At 59.9% G+C, this 6000-nt stretch carries 6 protein-coding genes; 1 reads left to right on the top strand and 5 read right to left on the bottom strand.

Annotated features, from left to right (window positions below):
- Positions 1-38: 38 nt before the first annotated feature.
- Positions 39-1037: a helix-turn-helix domain-containing protein gene (locus WMO24_RS02200; RefSeq protein WP_349214600.1), complete on the bottom strand. Its 999-nt coding sequence runs from the start codon at positions 1035-1037 to the stop codon at positions 39-41.
- A 130-nt stretch (positions 1038-1167) separates the two neighbouring features.
- Here WMO24_RS02200 and WMO24_RS02195 point away from each other — a divergent pair, with 130 nt between their 5' ends.
- Positions 1168-1710 (top strand): DJ-1/PfpI family protein, encoded by a 543-nt coding sequence (locus tag WMO24_RS02195; protein ID WP_349214599.1) that lies wholly within the window; start codon positions 1168-1170, stop codon positions 1708-1710.
- Between the two features lie 46 nt (positions 1711-1756).
- On the opposite strand, the gene argS is transcribed toward WMO24_RS02195, so the two are convergent.
- From argS to WMO24_RS02175, 4 genes are read right to left on the bottom strand one after another with little or no spacing between them, the layout of a single operon-like run.
- Complete coding sequence (argS, locus tag WMO24_RS02190) at positions 1757-3526, bottom strand: arginine--tRNA ligase (RefSeq protein ID WP_349214597.1); 1770 nt, start codon at positions 3524-3526, stop codon at positions 1757-1759.
- A gap of 26 nt (positions 3527-3552) precedes the next feature.
- Complete coding sequence (locus WMO24_RS02185) at positions 3553-3978, bottom strand: YwiB family protein (protein ID WP_349214596.1); 426 nt, start codon at positions 3976-3978, stop codon at positions 3553-3555.
- Entirely contained in the window at positions 3975-4823 is an 849-nt protein-coding gene (murI, locus tag WMO24_RS02180; protein ID WP_349214594.1) for a glutamate racemase, read from the bottom strand. Before murI ends, WMO24_RS02185 begins: the two co-directional genes overlap by 4 nt.
- On the bottom strand, positions 4813-5892 hold the full coding sequence (locus tag WMO24_RS02175) for a D-alanine--D-alanine ligase family protein (RefSeq protein ID WP_349214592.1): 1080 nt from the start codon (positions 5890-5892) through the stop codon (positions 4813-4815). Before WMO24_RS02175 ends, murI begins: the two co-directional genes overlap by 11 nt.
- Between the last annotated feature and the right edge of the window lie 108 nt (positions 5893-6000).

The following is a 6000-nucleotide window of genomic DNA, read 5'->3' as shown; positions in this document are numbered from 1 at the left end:
GCCTGCCGTACGGCAGGCGGTCGTTTCTGGTGAGAGGTTCAGCGCGCCAATCGTTCCAGCGCCGCTGCAAACCGCGGGTCATTTTGCAGCATGGAAAGTTCGGCCCGCACAGCTTGTGCCAGTGTGTGCAGTGTGTACCGGCAATGTGGCGTCTGCCTGGATGCGCCGGCCCAATTTTCGGCTTCGAGACTCATGCGTTCCACTTCCTGCAGAGCCCGCACGCGGTCCCCGGTTTCGCAATACAGGCAGGCGGATACAAGCCGGACGGAAAGCAGGTTGGGAAAGCAGGGAACGTCCGCTGCTTTGCAAAGGGCCTCCGCCTGATCCAGAAAGGTCCGCGCCTTGGAAAAATCCTTTTGCCTTTGCGCGGACTTGGCAAGAAACTGGAGACAGAGCACGGCGTCGGAAAGATTTTCTTCCAGGGCAGCACGGGCGAGTTGTTCCGCCTGGGCCAGGGCCCCCTGTTCCGCCAGCAGGGCAATTTTCAACGCGCGGACATCCAGCTGCGGGAAAGACAGGCCGTCCAAAAGCTGCCGGGCACGTTCCAGATCTCTCTGAGGGCCGTGGCACAAGAGACCCGCCAGAACGTACGTGGCATTGGCGCGCAGCAGTTCATCCGGACTGTCCAGACAGGGCTCCAGCAGTTGGGCAGCATGGTCAGCGTCTTGCAGGTAAGTCAGGTACAGAGAGGAAACATAAAATTTCAGCCAGAGGTCATTGGGATATTGATGCAGCAGCTGCTCGCTCAGGCGCGAAGCTTCTTCGGCTCGGCCCTGCTCAAACAGGGTGCTGTATTCCTGCGTCAGCGCCTGTGCTTCCTGGTCGGTCAGCTGGGGCTGAAAATCCATCAGATGATTGAGATCGGTGCCCAGAAGCCGGGCGAGAGGGGCCATCAGCAGAAGATCGGGACAGGCGGCGCCGGTCTCCCACTTGGAAACGGCCGCGGCGCTGACGCCCACCGCGTCGGCCAGCTGTTCCTGTGTCAGGCCTCGGGCGCGGCGCAGCTGCTGGATGTTGGTTCCGATTGAATGTTTCATGTGGTATTGCTCCTTTGCTGTTTTTGGGCCCGCTTTTATGGTATCATAAGAAAAGAGCAGGACACAATGGAACATTTGTTGAACGGAAAGGCGGATTTATTGAAAGCCGTTCCGGAAAGGAGAGTTTCCCATGAAAAAAGCTGCGATGTTTGTAACGGATGGATTCGAGGAGATCGAGGCGGTAGGTACCTTTGCCATTTTGCGCAGAGGCGGGGTTCAGGTGGACGTGTATTCTTTGCTGGATGACGATGCCACCGGCCGTTTTGGCCTGACCTGCACCAATCTGAAGCGATTTTCCCAGTTTGACGGCGCACAGTATGACGCGCTGGTGCTGCCGGGCGGGCCGGAGTACAAGGCCATGGAGGCAAGTGCGGAGGTGCAGCGGCACATCCGCGCCTTCTGGGATGCTGGCAAGCTGGTATGTGCGATTTGCGCCGCGCCTACCATCTTGGGTCATGCAGGGTATCTGAAGGGCAAAAACTACACCTGCTTTACCACCATGAATGAGGACTTCGGCGGGGTGTATCACGCGCAGTACGCAGTGCGGGACGGACATCTGATCACCGGCCGCAGCGCTGCCGCCACTGTGGATTTTGCCTTCCTGGTGCTGGAAGCACTGGAAGGGCCGGAGAAGGCCGAGGAGATCAAGCAGCAGATCTATTACGAAGCATAAAACAGAACCGCCCGGATGTGTTCATCCGGGCGGTTTCGTTTGTCTGTTACATGCTCTCAGGCACGGTGATTTTCATCATGGTCAGCGCATTGGAAATAACGGTCTTGGACGCGGTGCACAGGGCCAGGCGAGCCTGGCAGACAGCGGGCTCGGCGTCCTTTACACGGCAGGAGTTGTAGAATTTGTGATAGCGGTTGGCCAGCTCGGTCACATAACGGGTAATCCGGGCGGGGTCGTAGCTCTTGGCCGCGGAGATGATCTCGCCGGGGAAGTTGGCGATGTGACGGATCAGGTCCATCTCGCTGGGCTCGGTCAGCAGCGTCAGGTCCGCTTTGTCCGCACCCTCAAAGACGATGCCCTCCTGGGCCATCTTCTTCAGAATGCTGCAGATGCGGGCGTGGGCGTACTGCACATAATACACCGGGTTCTGATTGTCCTGGGCCACGGCTGCGTCCATGTCAAAGTCCATCACGCTGCCCGGCTCCCGCAGGTTGAACTGGAAGCGGGCGGAATCAATGGGCACTTCATCCAGCAGCTCGGCCAGGCCGATGGCTTTGCCTGTGCGCTTGGACATGCGCACGGGTTTTCCGTCCTGCATCAGGCGGACGAACTGCATCAGCACGATGTCCAGCTTTTCACCGTCCAGACCGATGGCATCCATGGCGCCCTTCATCCGGGCCACATGGCCGTGATGGTCTGCGCCCCACACATCGATGGCGCGGGAGAAGCCGCGGGTCACAAATTTGTTGTAGTGGTAGGCGATATCCGCCGCGAAATAGGTGGGTACGCCGTTGGCGCGCACCAGTACTTCGTCTTTGGCTTCATCGGTCACTTCGCCGTCCAGTCCCTTGCGGGTGACTTTGTTTCCGCCGTATTTTTCGGCGTACTGCATGCTGCGGTACCAGATGGCGCCGTCCTTTTCATAGGTGGCGCCGCGCTGGGCCAGCTTGTCCAGAATGTCGGCGATGGCGCCGGACTGATGCAGTCCGGTTTCGCTGAACCACACGTCGTACTGAACGCGGTATTTGCCCATGTCATCCTTCAGGCGCTGCACATTGATGGGCAGCCCGAAAGCGGCAATGTCCGTCTGCAGCGTCTCGAAGTCGCCGTCCACATACCGGTCGCCCACTTCGTCCGCAAACTGCCGGGCCAGCACTTTGATATCTTCGCCCTGGTAGCCGTCCTCCGGGAAAGGAACGGCGTCCTCGCCCTTGAAGATCTGCAGATAACGCGTGGCCAGGCTTTTGCCAAATTTCAGAATCTGGTTTCCGGCGTCGTTGATGTAGAACTCACGGGTTACGTCGTAGCCGGCCCAGTCCAGCGCAGCCGCCAGGCAGTCACCCAGCGCGCCGCCGCGGGCGTTGCCCAGGTGCATGGGGCCGGTGGGGTTGGCGGATACAAACTCCACGTTGACCTTTTCTCCTTTGCCAAAGTCCGTGCGGCCGTAGTCCGCGCCGGCCACATTGGCCGCCAGAACGACGTTCGCATACCAGTTCATGTTCAAAAACAGATTGATGAAGCCGGGGCCGGCTACCTCCACCCGGTCAAACAGAGTGCCCTCCAGCGCAGGCAGATGTGCGGTGATGGCCTCTGCAATTTTGCGGGGCGGCATGCCGAACACACGGGCGGAAGCCATGGCCAGGTTGGCGGCAAGGTCGCCGTTTTTTACGTCGCCCGGCACCTCCACCACGAAAGAAGGCAGTTCTTTCTGCGGCAGCGTACCGTCGTTCATGGCGTCTTTGGCGGCCTGCTCCAACATGGCGCGGGCTGCGTCCATGGCAGACTGGCGGGGGTCAAAATTTTTAAAATCCTGCATCCTATTCCTCTCCTGTTGTCCCGCTCTCAATCGGCGGGTTTTACTGTAATATCCACAATATTCCGGCTGACGCTGCTGGCGTCCACATCCAAAAGATAGCTGAAGCGAACACGGCCGCCCTCTTCCGAAAGGTGGCTGTCGATCACGTCGGCGGCAACACCCAGGCTCAGAGAGCCGACGCCTGTTTCGTAGTGGCACACATGCCGCCGCCCTTTTTCAATCACCAGCTGGCTGGGGGTCGGGCCGAAGCGCAGCATGCTGACTTTATGGCTGCCCTCCACCTTTACGGTGGTCACACAACCCTGATAACCGGTGGCTTCCGTCTCCTTGTAAGTGATGAAGAAGTTGCCGCCCTTGCGCACAAAACTGCCACGGGTCATCAGCTTGATGCTGTCGGACTCGCCGTTCTGCTCCATAGTGCCGTGGATGGTGATCAGATAATCTTCCTTCACGCGCGCGCCTCCTCTTCCAGCTCCAGGCGGCAGTCATCCACCCGGATGCGGCGCACCTCGCCGCCTGCGTACTCACCCAGGAACCAGCCGGCCAGCTGGCGGAAACTGTCCGTGGAATCACTGACGAAGTAGTGCGCTTCGCCGGATTGCCCATCCCGCAGCAGGCCTTGTTCCTCCAGCCAGGTGCGGGCAGTGCGGGCAGCCTCGCGGCCCGGGTCAATCAGTGTTACGTCCGGACCCATCAAATCTCCCAGAATCGGCGCGATCAGCGGGTAGTGGGTGCAGCCCAGAATCAGGGTGTCCACTCCTGCGGCCTTGACCTCTTTCAAATAGTCCTGCGCCACCAGCCGTGTAACCTGGTTGTCACGCCCGAAATAACCGTTTTCCACCAGCGGCACAAACAGCGGGCAGGGGGTGGCGGTGATCTGTGCCTGAGGAGCCAAAGCACGCAGGGCTTTTTCATAGCTGCGGCTGTGAATGGTGGCGGGCGTCCCGATCACGCCAATGCGGCCGGTGCGGGTGGCGGCGGCCGCGGCGCGCGCCGCGCTGGGGACCACGCCCAGGTAGGGCACAGGCAGCCGGTCGGTGATGCTTTCAGGCAGCGTACTGGACACGGTGCCGCAGGCGGCGATCACATATTTGACATTTTGAGACAGCAGGAACGCGATGTCCTGCTTGGCGTATTCCACAATGGTCTCCACGCCGCGTGTGCCGTAGGGCACCCGGCCGGTGTCACCGAAATACACAATGTCCTCGCCAGGCAGAAGCCTGCGCAGCTCCCGCACGGTGGTCAGGCCGCCCAGGCCGGAGTCGAACACGCCGATGGGCGCGCCGTTACCGGCCATTGCGGCCACCTCTTTCCAGAGCCAGCTTCACCAGACGGTCCAGCAGCTCTGCGTAGCTCATTCCCTGGGCCATCATCAGCTTGGGATACATGCTGATGTTGGTGAATCCGGGCATGGTGTTGATCTCGTTGAGAAGAATTGCCCCGGTGCCGCGCTCCACGAAGAAATCCACTCGGGCCAGACCCTTGCAGCACAGCGCGCGGTAGGCCTTTTCGGCAGTGCGCGCCACTTCGTTCAGCGTCTCGTCGGGCAGCTGAGCGGGGTAGACCGTGCGGGACGTGCCGGAGATGTACTTGTCATCGTAGGTGTAGAACTCGGCACTGGCCAGAATTTCACCAGGCAGGGTGCTGTGCACCTCGTCGTTGCCGCACACGGCGCATTCCACTTCCTGTCCGTCCACAAAACGCTCAAAGACCACGCGGTCATCGTGCTCAAAGGCCAGGTCCACCGCTTTTTGCAGCTCCTGTTTGTCTGCGGCTTTGGAGATGCCTACAGAGGAACCTGCGTTGGCGGGTTTGACAAAGATGGGATAACTCAGTTTGGCGGCCACCCGGGCCTCGATGGCGTCGAATTCTGAACGCTGCCAGCGCTCCATATAATCCCACTCGCAGCGGCGGATGCCTGCCGCATCCATGACCAGGTTGGCGACCACTTTGTCCATGCACACAGCACTGCCCAGAACGCCGCAGCCCACATAGGGGATGCCGGCCATTTCCAGAAGGCCCTGCACCGTTCCGTCCTCGCCATTTTTGCCGTGCAGCACCGGGAAAACCACGTCCACCGGAATGTTGCGCACTTCTGCACCTTCAAAGCAGACCAGCCCCGTCAGGCCGCTGCCGGGGCATACGGCGCAGGGCACATTGTCCGGATGCTGCTCCCACCGGCCGTCCGCCAGCAGTTCCACCGGACCGCGGTACAGATACCAGTGTCCCTGTTTGGTGATGCCCACCGGATAGACCTCGTATTTTTCCGCATCCAGGTTGTTCAGCACGCTGGTGGCGCTCATGCGCGAAACCTCGTGCTCACTGGACACACCGCCGAACAAGACGGCGATCTTGCATTTTTCCATTGAATGACACACCTTTCATGCGGCAGATATCCGCATGCTAATACTTGTATGTTAATACAACAAACTATATAATAGCATACAGGGCAAAAAATGCAAAGGTTTTCGGGG

Source organism: Ruthenibacterium intestinale (genome assembly GCF_040096265.1).
Lineage (GTDB): Bacteria > Bacillota > Clostridia > Oscillospirales > Ruminococcaceae > Ruthenibacterium > Ruthenibacterium komagatae.
Note: the sequence above shows the minus strand (reverse complement) of the source record. Positions and strands in the feature narration are given on the sequence as shown.